The organism is Brevundimonas sp. DS20 (assembly GCF_001310255.1).
In the GTDB taxonomy this organism is placed as follows: domain Bacteria; phylum Pseudomonadota; class Alphaproteobacteria; order Caulobacterales; family Caulobacteraceae; genus Brevundimonas; species Brevundimonas aurantiaca.
This window is the reverse complement of the sequence record NZ_CP012897.1, coordinates 2,348,829-2,365,705: the sequence shown is the minus strand read 5'-3', so window position 1 is coordinate 2,365,705 and position 16,877 is coordinate 2,348,829. Positions and strand designations below refer to the sequence as shown.

Sequence of the window (16,877 nt, the reverse complement as noted above, 5' to 3'; positions counted from 1 at the left end):
TAGGTTGCTTCCGTAGCCGGGGAGCAATCTGTGGATGTCGACGCCTTTATCGCGCATTGGGCCCATGCCCCGATCGGGGAACGGTCGCATTATCAGACCTTCATCATTCAGCTGTGCCGTCTGATCGGGGTCCCGGCGCCCGACGACGAGCGAACCGGCGACCTGGACTATTGTTTCGAGCGGCCGGTCCGCTTCCGGCATGACGACGGCCGCGCGACCCAGGGCTGGATCGACTGCGCCAAGCGCGGCTGTTTCGTGCTGGAGGCCAAACAGTCGTCGAAGCGGCGCGACGGCGGCCCCCTTGATCCGGCGGTCCAACTGTCGCTTTTCCTCAAACACAGCGCCAGACCCCGCGCGCCTTCGCCTGAGGCGGTGGATCGCCTGATGCGCGCGGCGAAGCGCCAGGCTGAGAACTACGCCAAGGCGCTGGATGAATGGCCGCCCTTCCTGATCATCGTCGACGTGGGCCGGTGCATCGAGGTCTGGTCGGATTTCGATCGTCAGGGGAAGGCCTATATCCCTTACCCGGATCGCGCCACCTACCGCATCGAGCTGGAGCATCTTCGCGCGCCCGAGGTCCGCGACAGGCTGCGCCGGATCTGGCTCGACCCCCTGTCCTTGGATCCCGCCGCTGCGGTCGCAGAGGCGACGACGGACATCGCCCGACGTCTGGCCTGGCTGGTGCGCTCGATCGGCCAGAGGCGATCGACGGCGGGCGAGGACCGGGTTCAGCGGGCGGCCCGCGCCAACCAGACCGCGCTCTTCGTGATGCAGTGCATCTTCGCCATGTTCGCCGACAGCGTCGGCCTGATCGAGGAGCGGGGATTTCTGCGGTTTCTCGAAGCCTATCGGGGCAAGGCGGATCGGTTCCACGAAGGGGCGCGGGTCTTCTTCGGCCTTATGGATCAGGGGGGGCATTGTCTGGCGATTCAGCAGCGTCTTCGCCGCTTCAACGGCGGCCTGTTCCGATCCGCCGTCCCCTTGCCGATCACGGAAGAGGAGCTTGAGGCCCTGATCGCGGCGGCGCGGTGCGACTGGGCCCTGGTCGAGCCGGCCATATTCGGCGCTCTTTTGGAACAGGCCCTGGACCCGCAAGAGCGCGCGGAACTGGGGGCGCACTACACCCCCAGGGCCTATGTCGAACGCTTGATCGAGCCGACCATTATGGAGCCCCTGAGAGCGGACTGGGAGGCGGTCGAGGCCCAGGCCCTGGGGCTCTATCTCGAAGGCGACGTGCAGGGCGCAAGGCGGATGATCCGCACCTTTCACGATCAGCTTTGCCGGGTGCGTGTGCTGGACCCGGCCTGCGGAACGGGGAACTTTCTCTACGTCGCCATGCACATGATGAAGGCGCTTGAGGGAGAGGTTCTGGGCGTTCTGGCGGAAATGGGGGAGGAGCAGGGCCGCCTGGGTCTGGACGGCCACGTCGTCAGTCCCGAACAATTCCATGGGTTGGAGAAGAACGCCTACGCCGCCTGGATCGCCGAAATGGTGATGTGGATCGGCCATCTGCAATGGCATTTTCGCCTGTTCGGCGACGCCGCCCCTTCTGAACCGATTTTGAAGGACTTTCGCCGGGTCGTGCATGTCGACGCCCTGGTCAGTTGTTCGCGGATCGCTGGGGCGCCGGGCGAAACGGGCGGGGATCGTTCGGTCGAGCACTATGTCGATCCGCGGCCGACGCCCTGGCCGGAGGCGCATTTCATCATCGGCAATCCGCCGTTCATGGGCGGCAAGGATCTGCGTGCGGCCTTCGGCGACGGCTATATGGTCGCCCTGGACCAGGTGCGCGGTGGTCGGTTTCGCTCCGCCGATCTGGTGACCGTCTGGTGGGATCGCGCGGCTGAGATTCTGACCCGGCCGGGCTCCATCCTGCGCCGCTTCGGCTTCATCACCACCAATTCCGTCACCCAGACCTTTTCGCGTCGTGTCATCGCGCATCATCTCAACCGCCGCCCGGCGGTTCGCCTGGTATTCGCCATCCCCGACCATCCGTGGGTCGTCGGCGTCGGCCGCGCCGACGTCCGCATCGCCATGTCGGTGGCGGAAAGGGGGGAGGCGGACGGCCAGGGCCGGTGGCTGGGCGTGACCGACGAGGCCGACCTCGACACCGATCTTCCCCGTCTGACTTTTCAGGAAAGACGAGGGGTCATCGGCGCGGACCTGATGATCGACCAGGGGCTGGGCCGGGCGGTCGATCTGAGGTCCAATGCGCACCTGGCCTATCGCGGCGTCCAGCTGATGGGCGCCGGATTCCTGGTGACGCCGGAGCAGGGACGCGCCCTGCTGGCCGGTTCAGAGGTCGGAGCGCCGTCGCCGATCCGCGCCTATCGGAATGGTCGCGACCTGGCTGATCGCAGCCGCAATCTTGAGGTGATCGACCTGTTCGGATGGGACGAGGCCGACGTGCGGCGGCGCCATCCTCTGATTTATCAGCATCTGCTTGAGACGGTGAAGCCCGAACGGGAGCGCAACAACCGCGCCGCCTACAGGGACAGCTGGTGGCTCTTCGGCGAGCCGCGCCGCGAGCTTCGCGCGGCCCTGACGGGTCTTGATCGCTATATTGTGACTGTCGAGACCGCCAAACACCGCTGGTTCCGCTTTCTGGACAAGGACGTCCTGCCCGACAACAAGCTCGTCGTCATCGCCAGTGACGATCCGGCCGTGCTGGCGGTGCTGTCGTCCCGCGTCCATAGGGCCTGGTTCGCCGCGAACGGTGGAAGGATCGGCGAGTATCAGCGCGAGGCCGTCTATGTGAAAGGCGTCTGTTTCGACCGCTTTCCCTTTCCCGAACTGGACCCGGCCCAGGCGGCTGAACTGGCGGCCCTGGGGGAGGAGTTGGACCAGACACGGGCGCGCGTCCTGGCTGAGAATCCCGACCTGACCATGACGGCGCTTTATAATGCGATGACCCGCGCGGCCGATCCCCGACCACTCGACGCGTCCGAACGGGACAGACATGAGCGCGGCCGCATCGGCATCCTCGATCATCTTCATCGGCGGCTGGATGAGCGGGTGGCCAGGGCCTACGGCTGGCCGGCCGATGCGGATGAGGCGACGATCGTCTCGGGACTGACGCAGCTGAATCGAAGGAGGGCGGAGGAGGAGACCCAGGGAAGGGTGCGCTTCGTCCGTCCCGCCTATCAGAGCGGCAAGGTGCGGATCATCGCGCCCCAACCCGTTCAGACCGAGGCGGTCCTGGTCTCGCCGCCCAGCCGACCGCCGCTTCCGGAGGAGCCGGGCCCCTTGGCCTCAGCCCTGCTGTTCCGTCTCAGACGCGCCGGCGTCCCCATGCAGCCTGAACATCTGGCGGCGGCGTTTGAAGGCGGCGGACGGCGCAAGACCCGCACGATCGAACATACGCTGGCGGTCTTGGCCGTTTCCGGGGCGGTTCAACATTCGGAGACAGGCTGGTTCGCCCCCCATCGAACTTGAAACCCGAATCAGACCTCGGCTACGCCCATGGCCTTCAGCAAGGCGTCGCGCACCGCCGCCTCTGTGAAGGGCTTCTGGATGGTCGGCGACCCGCGCCATTCGTCCGGCAGACCGCCTTCGCCATAGCCGGTCGAGAAGACGAAGGGCACGCCGCGGGATTTCAGGGCCTCCGCTACGGGAAAGACCTGCCGGCCGGCGACATTGACGTCCAACAGGGCTGCGTCCAGCTCGACCGTGTCGCGGGCCAGGGTCTCGCCCTCGTCGATATTGGACGCGGGACCGATGGGCACGCACTCCATGTCCTCCAGAATGGTCTCGAGCAACATGGCGACGAGGGACTCGTCCTCCACAACCAAGACACGGCGTCCACTCAGCGGCTGGTTCATAGGGGTGTCCTGTCGAGGGGAACCATGAGTTCCGCAATCAATCCGTCTTTGCCGTAAACCAGATCGATCTCACCCGCCAGATCGTGACGAATGTTTCGTTCAATCAATCGGCTACCAAAGCCTCTTGTGTCCGGTGGCGTAACTTTCGGCCCGTCCAACTCTCGCCAGGTCAGCTTTAGTTTCGGCGCCGTCTGATCCGCCAGGCCCCAATCGACCAGAACCCGTCCGTCGGGCGTGGAAAGGGCGCCGTATTTGCCGGCGTTCGTCGCCAGCTCATGGAAGATCATGCCCAGAGACAGGGCTGTCGCCGGCGCCAGGGCGACGGCGGGACCGTTCAGGTGGAAGCGCGTCGGACCGAACGCCTCGGTCTCGTGTTCCAGAATGGCGCGCAGATCGGCGCCCTCCCAATGGGTCCGCGTCAGAAGATCGTGGGTGTGGGAGAGGGCCAGGATTCGCGCCTGGAAGGCCTGGGCGAAGGTGGAGGGGTCGCGGTGGGACCGCGCCGTCTGGATCGCGATGGACTGGACCGTCGCCAGGGTGTTCTTCACCCTGTGGTTCAGTTCGTCGATCATCGACTTCTGACGGCGGGCGGCCAGGACGTTCTCGGTCACGTCGTGACCCTGTACGAAGATGCCGACCACCTGGCCGGCCTCGTCGCGAATGGGCTGATAGATGAAGTCGAGATAGTGGTTTTCCAGCGGCGCTCCCGGCCGCCGCTGAAGTTGCGCCAGGCTTTCGCGCCCCTCATAGGCTTCGCCTGTAGCGAAGACGGAATCGAGAAACTCGTAATAGCCTTGGCCGGCCAGCTCAGGCAGCGCCTCTCGGATCGGCTTGCCGGCGATGTCGCGGTGGCCGATCAACTGCCCATAGGCGGCGTTGTACATCTGAAAACAGTGGTCCGGGCCCGACAGAATGGCGACGAAGCCCGGCGCCTGCATGAACATCTCGACCAGGCGGTTGCGTTCCTTCTCCAGGCGACGGTTGTCCTCCTGCACCGACTGAGCGCGCCGCAGAACGGAACCGCCGACGATGGCATCGAGGGCCGTGGTCGGTTCGTCGCGCGGGGCGGCCGGGAACAGGTCCGTGATATCCATCGTGTGCTGAAGCAGAAGGACGACCTCGCCCTCGGCGTTGAGCAGCGGCGTATGGGTGGCGCTCCAGATCCGCTCCTCGAACACCTCCCGGCGATCATCCAGGCGTCGTGGGAGCGAATAGCGGACGAGGGCCAGATGGTCGCGCTGTCGGGTGTCGCGCGCCTTTTCAAGTGAGGCCCTGACCTGCCGGACGTTTTCGGGCGCCTCCTGCCCCGGTCCGGAATCGAAAGCCTGAAACAGCGGCCGACCCAGGAGATCGGGCCTATGCGAACGGGTGACGTCCAGATAGGCCTGATTGACGTCGAAGATCCGCAAATCCGGGGTGAGCAACAGATAGGGATTGGGCGAAGCCGCAAACGCGGTCGCCAGATCGGCGATCGACGCGCCCTGTGTCAGAAGTTCAGTCAAGCCACGCCCCAGTCGAACCGGGCCTAAACGCCCACCTGACGAAAAGGTTCACGCCAGCACAAATCATTTTCGGATCGTCATTGGCCCGTCGAGGGAATTTGCTAAGGACGGGACATGACAATCGCCGGCGCCTTGGCCACCCTCTCCCTGATGATCGCTCAACCCACAGACCGGCCCGCCGACGATCCGCCTCTGGTGCGGATCGATCAGGGCGAGCTGACAGGTGTGGCGGAGGGGGAAGTCGCCGCCTTCAAGAACATTCCCTACGCCGCCCCGCCGGTCGCAGAGATGCGGTGGCGGCCGCCCGGGACGGCCCCGCGATGGGAAGGCCGTCGCGACGCTTCGACCTATGGCCCCATCTGCATTCAGGCCACGCCGCAGGGCGACCCCGGCGTCGGCCCCCTGCCGATGAGCGAGGACTGCCTGAACCTGAACGTCTGGCGCCCCCTCGATACGTCCGCGCCGGCGCCGGTGATGGTGTGGATCCATGGCGGCGGACTGGTGAACGGCTCGGGCACGGCCGCGCTCTACGACGGGTCGCACCTGGCGCGTCAGGGCATGGTGGTGGTCACGCTCAACTATCGCCTGGGACGGCTGGGCTTCTTTGACCACCCCGCCCTGGCGGCCGAACGGCCGGCCGATGAGCCGGCGGGCAACTATGGCGTCATGGACGTGATCGCCGCCCTGAAATGGGTAAAGGCCAATATCGCCGTCTTCGGCGGCGACCCCGACAACGTCACCATATTCGGGGAATCCGCCGGCGGCGCCATGGTGACCCGCCTGATGATCTCGCCTCCGGCGCGTGATCTGTTCGCCCGGGCCGTCGTTCAGTCCGGACTCGGGCGTGAGTTGCAAACGCCCCTGGACCGACGCGGCGCCTTTGACCTGCCGTCCGCCCGCGAGAGGGGCGAGGTTTGGGCGCACGGCCATAATCTGATGACGGCGGCCGATCTGCGGTCGGCGCCGGTCGAACTGCTGCTGACGCCTGCGCCGGTCTTCGCCAACGGCGACCTGACCCTGATCGACGGCAGGATCGTGCCTTCGACCGTCGAGGCGGCCTTCCGCGCCGGGCGGCAGTCGCCGGCGCCCTTGATCATCGGGACCAACAGCGCCGAATTCTGGTGGATGAAGCCCACCGACCGCAACGGCTACGGCATGATCGACGACGACATGACCTGGCTGGAACGTGCCCAGATCATCCAGGCCTATGGCGGAGAGGCCGGGTTTGACCGCGGTTTCATCACCGACGCCGTATTCTCCGAACCCGCACGGCTGCTGGCGCGGCTGCACGCCGCCGCAGGACGACCCGCCTATCTCTATCGGTTCGACATTTCCTCGCCGGACAATCCCGAACCGCACGGCGGCGCCACCCATGCGATCGAGCGGCCCTATGTCTTTGGAACGCTGTCGCTTCTGCCCTATCCGGTGCGGCCGGTGGATCAGGTCGCCTCCCAGGCCATGATGGGCTACTGGACCAGCTTCGCCCGCTCCGGCGATCCGAACGGAGTAGGCCGGCCCGACTGGCCGATGGCGGCCGGAAAAGGTAATCCGACGTTGCTGCTGATTCGGAACGACGGTCCCGTCGCCGTTCCGACCCCGGACGCGGAGCGTCTGGACCTGATCGAACAGTTCCGTGAGCGCCCGCGCGGGCGTCCTCGTGCGCTTCGGCCGGATGAAGATGCGGCTAAGCCCTATCAACACTGAGGGCCCGGCCTGAATTGCGGAAGGTTCAGCCCGCCGAGGTGCTGCTGGACTGCTTTTCCTTCAAGGTCACCAACTCCTCCGCCATGGTGGGGTGGACGGCGCAGGTCGCATCCCATTGCGCCTTGGTGAGGCCGGCCTTAACGGCGATGGCGGCGAGCTGAATCATCTCCGGACTGTCCGGCCCGACGATATGGACGCCGACCACCCTTTGGCTGTCAGCGTCGACGACCAGCTTCATCAGAACCCGCTCCTCTGAGCCGGTGAAGGCGTATTTCATCGGCCTGAAGCGGGTGACATAGACATCGACGCCGGCCGAACAAGACCGGCGCGCCTCGGCCTCCGATAGGCCGACCACGCCGACGGGCGGCTGGCTGAACACCGCCGTCGCCACGGCCTCGTAGTCGAAGTGCTGGGGATTGTCGCGGAAGACGGTCTGGTGAAAGGCCACCGCTTCGCGAATGGCCACCGGAGTCAGGTTCATCCGGTCGGTGACGTCGCCGATGGCCCAGATGTTTTCGGCCGTCGTCTTTGACCAGCGGTCCACCTTGATCGCCCCGGCCTCGTTGAGCTCGACCCCGGCGGCTTCCAGCCCCAAGCCCTTCACATGCGGAACCCGGCCGGTGGCGAACATGACCACATCCGTTTCCAGCTTCATGCCGTTTTCGAGGTGGTTGATCAGTCCGGTGGGCGTCTTCTCGATCTTCTCGTGCTGGCAGCCCAGGATAACCTTGATGCCGCGCTTTTCGATCTCGCCGGCCAGATGGGCGCGCACATCGTCATCGAAGCCGCGCAGGATGTTCGGCCCACGATAGATCAGGGTCGTCTCGACGCCCAGGCCGGCGAAAATTCCTGCAAACTCCACCGCAATATAGCCGCCGCCCGCAATCAGGATGCGCTTGGGCAGTTCGGGCAGGTGGAAGGCCTCTTCCGAGGTGATGGCGTGCTCGATCCCGCTCAGGCCGTCCGGCTTCCATGGGCGGCCGCCGGTGGCGATCAGTATCCTTTCAGCGGTGAAAACCTGATCCTTTCCGACGATTTCGACCGTATGGGCGTCTTTCAACACAGCCCGACCATGGACCAGCTCAACGCCGGCCTTACCCAGATTGGCGGCGTAGATGCCCGAAAGACGCGCGATTTCGACGTCCTTGGCTTCGAGAAAGGTCGGCCAGTCGAACCGGGCCTTGTCGAACGACCAGCCGTAGCCCTCAGCGATCTCCAACGCATGGCTGACTTCGGAGGCCATGACCATGAATTTCTTGGGCACGCATCCTCGGATGACGCAGGTGCCGCCGACCCGGTATTCCTCGGCCACCGCGACCCGCTTTCCGTCCAGGGCGGTCAGCCGCGCTGCACGCACGCCCCCGGAGCCGGCGCCGATGACGAAGAGGTCGTAGTCGTAATCAGCCATCTGGCGCTCCGGCGTCCCGACGCTGCACAGAGCCGGACTCATTTAAGTTCGGCGGCATACGTCGCAGCCTGAGGTTCGAATTAGGAGGGGACGCTCGGCACGGCAAGGCTTGCGCCTTCAGCCGGCAGGGCGCCCCTTCACGATTCGGGCGTTGGCCGCCCGGGTCTTCGGCCCCTGTCCGCTCATCACTTCCGTTCGATACGGGCGATTGGTCTTGTCGCCGCCTTGCTGGAAGGGCTCGTCCAGCGCTTCGCCGTCGTCCGCATAATCGGCGACTTCTCCAGCGGCCGGAGGGGCGAGCGCTGCGTCGCGATAGTCGTCGGCGGCATAGGATTTCGCCTCGGGATGGACGGTGACGTGCTGCTCGCGCGCCTCATCGTTCGGGGCTTGCGGCTCGTTGACGGCGTTCTGCGCCGTTGCGGTCGGAGACTCGGTGTTCTGGTGCGGCATGGTTCGCGTCCTTTTCGGGTGAAAAGGCATAGCGGCCGGGGCGCCAGGTCGTTCCGAGACTCCTAGGGCAGAAGCGTGTCCACGCCCTTGTCCGTGCCGATGATGGCGAGGTCGGCCAGGTCGAGGAACAGGCCGTGTTCGACCACGCCGGTGATCAGCTTCAGGTCGTCGGCCAGGCGCACCGGGTCGTGGATAGCCTTGCAAGCCGCGTCATAGATCAGATTGCCGCCGTCGGTGCGAACCAGACCGCGATCCGCCTGGCGCACGCGCGCCGGCGCATGGATATCATGGTCGACCAGGACGTCGGCGATGCGATTGGCCGTGGTCTTGTGCCCGAAGGCGACGACCTCGATCGGCAGGGGAAAGGCGCCGAGCACCGGAACCACCTTGGCGGCGTCGGCGATGACGATGCAGCGGCTGGACGCCTCCCACACCAGTTTTTCACGCAACAGGGCGGCGCCGCCCCCCTTGATCAGGGCCAGGCCGGGACCGACCTCGTCCGCGCCGTCGACGGTCAGGTCGATGCGCGGCGTGTCTTCCAGCGTCGATAGGGTCAGGTCCAGATCGCGCGCCAGATCGGCGGTCTTTTCGGATGTGGGGACGCACCGCAGACCGGACAGATTGCGGGCGGCCAGAGCCTTGACGAACCAGGCGGCCGTCGAGCCGGTGCCCAGGCCCACCACCATGCCGGGCTCGACATGCTGGGCGGCGGCTTCGCCGGCGTTCTTCTTTTGCAGATCGCTCATTTCAGCTTAGCGGCCTTGGCCGCCTCCTTCTTGGCCTTGGCCTTTTCACGGAAGTCGGCGGCGGCTTGCGGCCTGTTCGTCTGGCGGGCCCGGCCGAAGGCGAGGGCGTCGGCCGGCACGTCCTCGGTGATGACGGAGCCGGAGGCGACCAGGGCGCCCGCGCCGACCGTCACGGGGGCGACGAGACTGGAATTGGAGCCGACGAAGGCGCCGGCACCGACCTCGGTCTGCGCCTTGTTGAAGCCGTCATAGTTGCAGAAGATTGTTCCCGCCCCGATGTTGGCGCCGGCGCCGACCGATCCGTCGCCCAGATAGGCCAGGTGATTGGCCTTGGCGCCCTCGGCCATACGGACGTTCTTGACCTCGACGAAGTTGCCGACCTTGGCGCCCCTGCCCAGGTCCGCGCCTGGCCGCAGCCGGGCGTAGGGGCCGACCTCCGACCCGGCCGCGACGCGCGCGCCCTCGATATGGCTGAAGCTGCGGATGCGCGCCCCGCCCTCGATCACCGCGCCCGGCCCGAAGACCACATAGGGTTCGATCACCGTTCCGCCTCCGACCTGGGTGTCCCAGGCGAAGTGGACGGTATCCGGCGCGCTCATGGTCACGCCGGCGGCTAAGAAGGTCTCGCGCTGAACCTTTTGGAACAGGGCCTCGGCCTGGGCCAGTTCCGCCTGGGCGTTGACGCCCATGACCGCGTCCTCGTCGGCGAAGACGGCGCGGGTGGGATGGCCGGCCTTGCGCGCCAGTTCGACGACGTCAGTCAGATAGTATTCGCCCTTGGCGTTGTCGTTGCGGACCTGGGCCAACAGGGAAAAAAGCAGGGCGGCCGGCGCGGCCATGACGCCCGAGTTGCAGGCCGTGACGGCCAGCACCTCGGGCGAGGCCTCCTTGGCCTCCGTGATGGCGGTCAGGATGTCGCCCTCGAGGATCAGACGGCCATAGGCGCCCGGGTCGCGGGCTTCGAAACCGATCACGGTGACCCCCGACGCGCCGAAGACAGGCGCGATGTCGGCGGCCTTCAGCAGGGGGACGTCGCCATAGGTGACGACCACGTCTCCTTCGAACCCGGCCAGAGCCTGTTCGGCGGCGCGCACGGCGTGACCGGTGCCCAGGGGCGGGTCCTGGACAGCGATCGCAGCCTCGCCCAGGCGGTTGACGACGTGGGCCCGGACCTCCGGCGAATGCTCGCCCACCACCACGACCACCCGCTCGCAGCCTAGGGCCTCGGCGGCGTCAATGGCGTGATCCAGCATGGCGCGCCCGCCGACCGGATGCAGCACCTTGGGCAGGGGCGATTTCATCCGCGTGCCCTGGCCGGCGGCGAGGATGATGGCGGCGCGGGGCGGCGTCTGGGTCATGGATCGATCCGGCTGTCGGTCTTGGTCTGTCGCCCTCTAGCGCGCCTGGGTCCAGGCGTCACGGGGGCGTGGCGGGCGGGATCAGACGTCCAGCTCTTCCTTCACGAACTGGGCGTTTTCCTGGATAAACTGGAAACGGGCCTCAGCCCGCTTGCCCATCAGCCGTTCGACCAAATCCTCGATGCTCGCCTCGGCGTCCGGCACTGTGATCCGGGCCAGGGTGCGCTTCTTCGGGTCCATGGTGGTCTCCTTCAGCTGGGAGGCCATCATTTCGCCCAGGCCCTTGAACCGGCCGATCTCGGTCTTCTTGCCCTTGAAGACGGTGGCCAGAAGCTCGTCGCGGTGGGCGTCGTCGCGGGCGTATTCGCTCAAGGGGCCGGCCGAGATCCGGTACAGCGGCGGCAGGGCCATGAAGACCCGGCCCTGACGGATGGTCTCAGGCATGACACGATAGAAGAAGGTGATCAGCAGGGCCGCGATATGGGCGCCGTCCACGTCGGCGTCGGTCATGATGATGATCCGCTCGTAGCGGAGGTCGTCGATGTTGAAGCGATTGCCGGGCTGGACGCCGAGCGCCAGGGCCAGATCGGACAGTTCGACGTTCTGGCGCAGCTTGTCCGCCGTGGCCGACGCGACGTTCAGGATTTTGCCGCGCAGGGGCAGGATGGCCTGGGTGGTGCGGTCGCGCGCCTGTTTGGCCGAGCCGCCGGCCGAATCGCCTTCGACGATGAAGAGTTCGGTGCCCTCGGCGGCCTGACGGGAGCAGTCGGACAGTTTGCCGGGCAGGCGCAGCTTGCGGGTGGCGGCGGCGCGCTGGACCTCCTTGTCCTTGCGGCGGCGCAGCCGGTCTTCGGCCCGGTCGATGACGAAGCCGAGCAGGGCGTTGGCCTGTTTCGGGCTTTCGGTCAGCCAGTGGTCCAGCGGGTCGCGCAGCAGCTGTTCGACGATCCGCGCCCCCTCGGGCGAGGACAGACGGTCCTTGGTCTGGCCCTGGAACTCGGGATTGCGGATGAAGACGCTGATCAGGGCGCCAGCGTTGGCGATGACGTCCTCGGCGGTGATGACCGAGGCGCGCTTCTCATTGGTCAGTTCGCCATAGGCCTTGAGCCCCTTGACCAGGGCCGCGCGGAAGCCGGCTTCGTGCGTGCCGCCGTCGGGGGTGGAGACGGTGTTGCAGTAGGACTGGATGAAGCCGTCCGCCTCGCCGAAACCGGCGGGCGACCAGGTGACCGCCCATTCGAAGGCGCCCGCCTCGCCCTGACGCTCGGCGCGGCCGGCGAAGGTGGGGGTGACGGTCTCCAGCTGACCGATGCGGTCGGCCAGGGCGTCGGCCAGGCCGCCGGGGAAGTGGAGCAGGGCCTGGGCCGGGGTGGCGTCGGTGATCCGTTCGGGGGCGCAGGTCCATTTGATCTCGACGCCGCGGAACAGATAGGCCTTGGAGCGCGCCATGCGGAACAGGCGGGCGGGCTTGAAGGCCGCGCCGACGCCGAAGATCTGCTCGTCCGGCTTGAAGCGGATCAGGGTGCCGCGCTTCTTGGACGGGCCGACCTGCTGGATCGGGGCCAACACGTGGCCGCGCGAGAAGGCCTGCCTCCACTCGAAACCGTCGCGCCAGACGGTGACCTCGACGCTTTCGCTGAGGGCGTTGACGACCGAGACGCCGACGCCGTGCAGACCGCCCGAGGTCTCATAGGCCTTGCCCGAGAATTTGCCGCCCGAGTGGAGGACGGTCATGACCACCTCCAGCGCCGACTTGCCGGGGTGTTTGGGGTGGGGGTCGACGGGGATGCCGCGGCCGTCGTCGCGGACGGACAGATAGCCTTCGGCGTCCAGGTCGACGGTGATCAGCCGGGCGTGGCGGGCCACCGCCTCGTCCATGGCGTTGTCGAGGACTTCGGCGAACAGGTGGTGCAGGGCGCGTTCGTCGGTGCCGCCGATATACATGCCGGGGCGTTTGCGGACGGGCTCCAGGCCTTCCAGCACCTCGATCGAGGAGGCGGAATAGCCGCCGGGGACCGCAGCGGCCGGGGGCGGTGCGGGCGCAGGGGCGGGCGCCGCCGGCGCTGCAGGCGTTGCAGCCGGCGTGGGGGCAGGCTTGGGCGCCTCCGGCTTCTGAGGCTGGGGCGTGTCGTCAAAAGCGAAGAGGTCGGCGGCCATTCACATAGTCTGAGGCGATTCGGGGCCGGTTCTGGTAGGCCCGCTGGGCCGGTCGAGCAAGCGGCGGTCGTACCGGAACGGGATCGAAGGTCACGGCGCGGGCCAAAATCGCCAGCATCAGCACCCAGGGCAGGTTGGCGTGGGTCAGAAGCACGCTCTCCGAAAGGCTCAGGACGAAGAAGCCCGTCATATAGCCCAGGCTCCAGAAACCCTCGCGCGCGCCCATTCCGTTCAGCCGGGCCAGAATCATCACCGCCGAAACGGCCATGACCAAACCCACGAGGACGGCGCCGGGCCAGCCCAGCTGGACCAGAAGGTCGATCCAGCCGTTGTGGGCCGAGGGAACCGGCCATTGGGTCTCTATTCGGATCGCGCGCGCGGGGATGGAGTCCACGCCCCAGAAGGCGCTGAAACCGTAGCCGGTCCAGGGACGGTCGGCCACCTTGCGCATCAACGCCTCCCAAATCAGGGTCCGGCCGGTCAGGGAGGGATCCTTGCCCAGGGCTTCCAGGATGACGGCGGACTGGGTATTCCAAAGCCAGGCGCCGCCGGCCGCCATGACGACCCCCAACCAGACCGCAACCACGGTGACGGCGGCTCCGCCTTGGCGAAGCACCCACCAGCCCCCGACCATGCCGACCCCCAGGATCAGGCACAGCAGGGAGGTCTTGGACTGGGTGGCGACCACCAAAAGCGTGGTGAGGGCCAGGGTCAGGAGGGCGATCCAGGGTTTGCGGCCATTGTCAGCCAGATGATCGGCGACAAGAACGGCGGCGGCCGAGACGGCGCCGACCACCATGACCAGGCCCATCTGGTTCTTTTCGTACCAGAGCCCGCGCCACAGGCCGGCGTTGTCCAACTGGTGCACCCCGATCCGAGGAAACAGAAAGACCATGATCAGGCTGCCGATCGCCATCACCAGGCCGGCGCGCATCAGCAGGCGCGGCAGGGCGGAGCCATGAAAGACGGCGCCCAGATAGACGGCGAAGGCGCTGTTGATCGCCAGGGCGATGACGCGCCGCTCCGTCACCTCCGCATCGATCGACCAGTACTGGGAGACATAGGCCAGGCCGATCAGGGCGCCCACCGCCAGCCAGGCCGGCCAGGCGCGAATGACGCGCTCGAACCGGAAGACGATCAACCCCGCCGTCACCGCATAGACCGGCAGCCACAGGAACCGCAGCATGGGGGTCTCGCTCTGGTCCGGCGCAAAGACAGGGGCGAAAAGGGCGCCGGTCAGCATGAAGACGACGAAGCCCGCCGCCCACTGCTCCCAGGCGGGCGGATCGGTCGGCTGATCGAATCGGTCAGGCGAGGCGCGCACGCCCAAGGGTGACGCCGCCCGCTTAAGGAAGGGTGAGCGCGGCGCGGAAGGCCGCCAGTCCCCGCTCCAGGTCCGCAATCAGGTCCGACGGATCTTCCAGCCCCACATGCAGTCGGATCAGCTCTCCCTCCAAGGCGGGCGGGTAGACGCGAGAGGCCGTCTGATGGGTTTCGTGGGTGATCAGGCTTTCGAATCCGCCCCAGGAATAGCCCATGCCGAACAGGCTGAGGGCATCAAGCAGGGCCTGGCCGGCGGCCTCGGTCCCCCCCTTCAGAACGACCCCCATCAGGGAGGCGGCGCCGGTGAAGTCGCGTGTCCACAGCTCATGGCCGACAGAGCCGGGCAGGGGCGGATAAAGGACGCGGGACACCTCGGGCCGGGCCTGCAGCCATTCGGCGATGATCAGACCCGACCGACCCTGCTCGGCGTAGCGCAGCGGCAGGGTGCGCAGGCCACGCAGGGCCAGCCAGGCGTCGTCGGGCGAAACGTGCCAGCCCAGGTCTTCGATCGTATCTGCGATCGCCCGGCGACAGGCTGAATCCGTGACGGCGATCCCGCCCATCAGGACGTCGGAATGGCCGGAAACATATTTGGTCAGGGCCTGGACGCTGACGTCCACGCCGTGGGCCAGGGGTTTGAAGGCCAGGCCGGCGCCCCAGGTGTTGTCGATCATGCTGAGCACGCCGCGTTCTCGACAGGCCCGAGCCACCGCCTCGACGTCGATCATTTCAAACGTCAGGGAGGCGGGCGACTCCATCAGGACCAGGCGGGTGCGCGGCCCGATCGCGGCGATCACCGTTTCAGCATCCGCATCGGCCGGCAAAAATCGTGACGTGACGCCACGCGCGGCCTGGTAGCGGGACAGAAAGCGTCGCGACGGACCATAGAGGGCGTCGGTCGTGATCACCTCGTCGCCCGGCCGGGTCAGGGCCAGCAAAGGCACGGTGACGGCGGCGAGGCCGGAGGGGACGATAAAGGCGTCCTCGGCCCCTTCCAGATCGGCCAGGGCGGCCCGCAGCTGGCGCGCGGCCGTCCCGCCGTCCAGGCCGTAGGTCGGGCCATCAGCGTTATCTCGCATGGCCGCCGCACGGTCGCTGAGCATGGTCGAGGCCCGCTCGACGGGCGGATTGACCGGACGGCGGCCCTGCCCCCGGCGTGTGGCGGACGAGATCAGGCGGGTGCGGTCCGAATGCGGCGACATGGCCTCTCCGATGGCTTGCGGATCAGGGTCTAAAGGCCTCTAAAGTCGGCCTGGCGCAAGCGGAGGAGACGAACGCGATGCGGATCATGGCGATCGGAGCGATGACGGTCCTGCTGTTGGCGGCGGCGGCTTGCGGCCGCGACGACACGAGACGCGCCGCCGAAGACGACGCCCCCCCGGTCCCGGCGCCGGCGGTGACGACCGATCGTCCCGAAAGTCCGACCCTGGCGGCGGTCAAGCGCCGCGGGCGGCTCAATTGCGGGGTGCATCAGGGTCTGGTGGGCTTCGCCCACACCGACAATCGCGGGCAATGGCGAGGTTTCGACGCCGACTTCTGCCGGGCCATGGCGGCGGCGATCCTGGGCGACGCCGAGGCGGTGCGCTTCGTGCCCCTGTCGGCCTCAGACCGGTTCGCCGCCTTGGATGAGGGCAGGATCGACGTCCTTTGGCGCAACTCATCCTGGACCATGAGCCGCGACGCCGGCGAAGGCTTCGTCTTCGCCGGCGTCAACTATTACGACGGCCAGGGCTTTCTGGTGCGGCGGTCACTCAGCCTGAACAGCGCGACTGAGCTGAATGGGGCGCGGGTCTGCGTCCAGGCCGGCTCGACCGCCCAGGCCAACGCCGACGACTTCTTCAGGTCACGGGGGATCCCGTACCGGCCTGTCGTCTTGCCCACGGAGGAGGCGGCGCGCGACGCCTATGGCCGCGAGGACTGCGACGCCCTGAGCGCCGACATTTCGGCCCTGGCCGCTGCGCGCGCCGTCCTGGCCGATTCCCAGGCGCACACGATATTGTCAGACGTGGTGTCCAAGGAGCCGCTGGGACCAGTCGTCCGCGCAGGAGACGAACGCTGGGCCGACGTGGTCCGCTGGACCCTCAACGCCGTCATCCTGGCCGAAGAACTGGGCGTGACCCAGGAGAATGTCGAAGCCCAAGCCGAAGACGCAAAAGACCCGCGCATCCGGCGTCTGCTGGGCGCCGAAGGGGATTTCGGCGCCATGCTGGGCCTGTCGAAGACCTGGGCGAAGGACGCTGTTTCCGCAGTCGGCAACTATGGCGAAATCTTTGATCGGAACCTGGGCTCTCAATCGCCGCTCGACCTGGCCCGCGGATTGAACGCACAGTGGAACGGACGGCCGCCCGGCTTGATCTATGGATTGCCGATCCGTTAAGCGCGACGACTTGCATCGTTTTCTGGGGGAC

At 67.0% G+C, this 16,877-nt stretch carries 12 protein-coding genes; 3 read left to right on the top strand and 9 right to left on the bottom strand.

From position 1 onward, the window contains the following. Nucleotides 1-30 precede the first annotated feature (30 nt). Nucleotides 31-3,435: a class I SAM-dependent DNA methyltransferase gene (locus JL11_RS11580; RefSeq protein ID WP_054765792.1), complete on the top strand. Its 3,405-nt coding sequence runs from the start codon at nucleotides 31-33 to the stop codon at nucleotides 3,433-3,435. 8 nt (nucleotides 3,436-3,443) lie between these two features. Here the strand turns inward: JL11_RS11580 and JL11_RS11575 are convergent, their stop codons facing one another. Together JL11_RS11575 and JL11_RS11570 are read right to left on the bottom strand one after the other, a co-directional pair. After that, nucleotides 3,444-3,821, bottom strand: coding sequence for a response regulator (locus JL11_RS11575; RefSeq protein WP_054765791.1), 378 nt, complete (start codon nucleotides 3,819-3,821; stop codon nucleotides 3,444-3,446). Further along, on the bottom strand, nucleotides 3,818-5,323 hold the full coding sequence (locus tag JL11_RS11570) for a sensor histidine kinase (RefSeq protein WP_231681285.1): 1,506 nt from the start codon (nucleotides 5,321-5,323) through the stop codon (nucleotides 3,818-3,820). The genes JL11_RS11575 and JL11_RS11570 overlap by 4 nt, the downstream gene beginning before the upstream one ends. A 114-nt stretch (nucleotides 5,324-5,437) precedes the next feature. On the opposite strand from JL11_RS11570, the gene JL11_RS11565 reads away from it, so the two are divergent. Beyond that, entirely contained in the window at nucleotides 5,438-7,027 is a 1,590-nt protein-coding gene (locus JL11_RS11565) for a carboxylesterase/lipase family protein (RefSeq protein ID WP_054765790.1), read from the top strand. 25 nt (nucleotides 7,028-7,052) lie between these two features. Here the strand turns inward: JL11_RS11565 and gor are convergent, their stop codons facing one another. The 7 genes from gor to metC form a co-directional block, all read right to left on the bottom strand. Further along, the gene (gene gor, locus JL11_RS11560; RefSeq protein ID WP_054765789.1) at nucleotides 7,053-8,435 is read right to left on the bottom strand and encodes a glutathione-disulfide reductase; all 1,383 of its coding nucleotides are present in this window, start codon (nucleotides 8,433-8,435) and stop codon (nucleotides 7,053-7,055) included. Nucleotides 8,436-8,552: 117 nt separating this feature from the next. Next, on the bottom strand, nucleotides 8,553-8,885 hold the full coding sequence (locus tag JL11_RS11555; RefSeq protein ID WP_054765788.1) for a hypothetical protein: 333 nt from the start codon (nucleotides 8,883-8,885) through the stop codon (nucleotides 8,553-8,555). Between the two features lie 62 nt (nucleotides 8,886-8,947). Beyond that, nucleotides 8,948-9,631, bottom strand: a complete 684-nt coding sequence (gene rpiA, locus JL11_RS11550; RefSeq protein WP_054765787.1) for a ribose-5-phosphate isomerase RpiA — start codon at nucleotides 9,629-9,631, stop codon at nucleotides 8,948-8,950. Beyond that, the gene (glmU, locus tag JL11_RS11545; protein WP_054765786.1) at nucleotides 9,628-10,989 is read right to left on the bottom strand and encodes a bifunctional UDP-N-acetylglucosamine diphosphorylase/glucosamine-1-phosphate N-acetyltransferase GlmU; all 1,362 of its coding nucleotides are present in this window, start codon (nucleotides 10,987-10,989) and stop codon (nucleotides 9,628-9,630) included. Before glmU ends, rpiA begins: the two co-directional genes overlap by 4 nt. A gap of 81 nt (nucleotides 10,990-11,070) precedes the next feature. After that, entirely contained in the window at nucleotides 11,071-13,146 is a 2,076-nt protein-coding gene (locus tag JL11_RS11540; RefSeq protein WP_054765785.1) for a DNA topoisomerase IV subunit B, read from the bottom strand. Continuing rightward, nucleotides 13,121-14,470 (bottom strand): O-antigen ligase family protein, encoded by a 1,350-nt coding sequence (locus JL11_RS11535; RefSeq protein ID WP_054766945.1) that lies wholly within the window; start codon nucleotides 14,468-14,470, stop codon nucleotides 13,121-13,123. The genes JL11_RS11540 and JL11_RS11535 overlap by 26 nt, the downstream gene beginning before the upstream one ends. Before the next feature lie 22 nt (nucleotides 14,471-14,492). Then, the gene (gene metC, locus JL11_RS11530) at nucleotides 14,493-15,671 is read right to left on the bottom strand and encodes a cystathionine beta-lyase (RefSeq protein ID WP_054765784.1); all 1,179 of its coding nucleotides are present in this window, start codon (nucleotides 15,669-15,671) and stop codon (nucleotides 14,493-14,495) included. Nucleotides 15,672-15,748: 77 nt separating this feature from the next. Between metC and JL11_RS11525 the strand changes: the two genes are divergently transcribed. Next, nucleotides 15,749-16,846: an amino acid ABC transporter substrate-binding protein gene (locus JL11_RS11525; RefSeq protein WP_231681284.1), complete on the top strand. Its 1,098-nt coding sequence runs from the start codon at nucleotides 15,749-15,751 to the stop codon at nucleotides 16,844-16,846. Nucleotides 16,847-16,877 lie beyond the last annotated feature (31 nt).

Excerpts from the sequence above, each read along its gene's own strand:
- JL11_RS11525 (WP_231681284.1), top strand. The coding sequence starts at position 15,749 with ATGCGGATCATGGCGATCGGAGCGATGACGGTCCTGCTGTTGGCGGCG.
- JL11_RS11575 (WP_054765791.1), bottom strand. The coding sequence starts at position 3,821 with ATGAACCAGCCGCTGAGTGGACGCCGTGTCTTGGTTGTGGAGGACGAG.
- gor (WP_054765789.1), bottom strand. The coding sequence starts at position 8,435 with ATGGCTGATTACGACTACGACCTCTTCGTCATCGGCGCCGGCTCCGGG.
- rpiA (WP_054765787.1), bottom strand. The coding sequence starts at position 9,631 with ATGAGCGATCTGCAAAAGAAGAACGCCGGCGAAGCCGCCGCCCAGCAT.
- glmU (WP_054765786.1), bottom strand. The coding sequence starts at position 10,989 with ATGACCCAGACGCCGCCCCGCGCCGCCATCATCCTCGCCGCCGGCCAG.
- JL11_RS11565 (WP_054765790.1), top strand. The coding sequence starts at position 5,438 with ATGACAATCGCCGGCGCCTTGGCCACCCTCTCCCTGATGATCGCTCAA.
- metC (WP_054765784.1), bottom strand. The coding sequence starts at position 15,671 with ATGTCGCCGCATTCGGACCGCACCCGCCTGATCTCGTCCGCCACACGC.
- JL11_RS11540 (WP_054765785.1), bottom strand. The coding sequence starts at position 13,146 with ATGGCCGCCGACCTCTTCGCTTTTGACGACACGCCCCAGCCTCAGAAG.
- JL11_RS11555 (WP_054765788.1), bottom strand. The coding sequence starts at position 8,885 with ATGCCGCACCAGAACACCGAGTCTCCGACCGCAACGGCGCAGAACGCC.